Origin of the sequence: Citrobacter sp. TBCS-14 (assembly GCF_005280805.1) — a bacterium.
GTDB lineage: Bacteria > Pseudomonadota > Gammaproteobacteria > Enterobacterales > Enterobacteriaceae > Citrobacter > Citrobacter gillenii.
The window spans coordinates 1-269 of sequence record NZ_SZWM01000950.1; the positions used below are offsets into that span (position 1 = coordinate 1).

The 269-nt window shown below is 50.6% G+C and carries 1 protein-coding gene; it reads left to right on the forward strand.

Translation table 11 applies throughout. The features are described 5' to 3' along the window. Positions 1–269: molybdopterin-guanine dinucleotide biosynthesis protein B (gene mobB, locus FDX22_RS31855; protein ID WP_255433035.1), on the forward strand; the 269-nt coding region annotated here is incomplete at both ends.

The window sequence follows — 269 nt, forward strand, 5'->3', positions numbered from 1 at the left end:
TACTCGCCATTGCGGCATGGAGCGGCACGGGAAAAACCACGCTGCTCAAAAAATTGATCCCGGAACTACGTGCCAGAGATATACGTCCCGGATTAATTAAGCATACACATCACAATATGGATGTCGATAAACCCGGCAAAGATAGCTATGAGCTACGCAAAGCGGGTGCTGCACAAACGCTGGTCGCCAGCCAGCAACGTTGGGCGTTAATGGTAGAAACACCGGAAGAGCCAGAACTGGATTTAGCATATCTGGTAAGCCGGATGGAC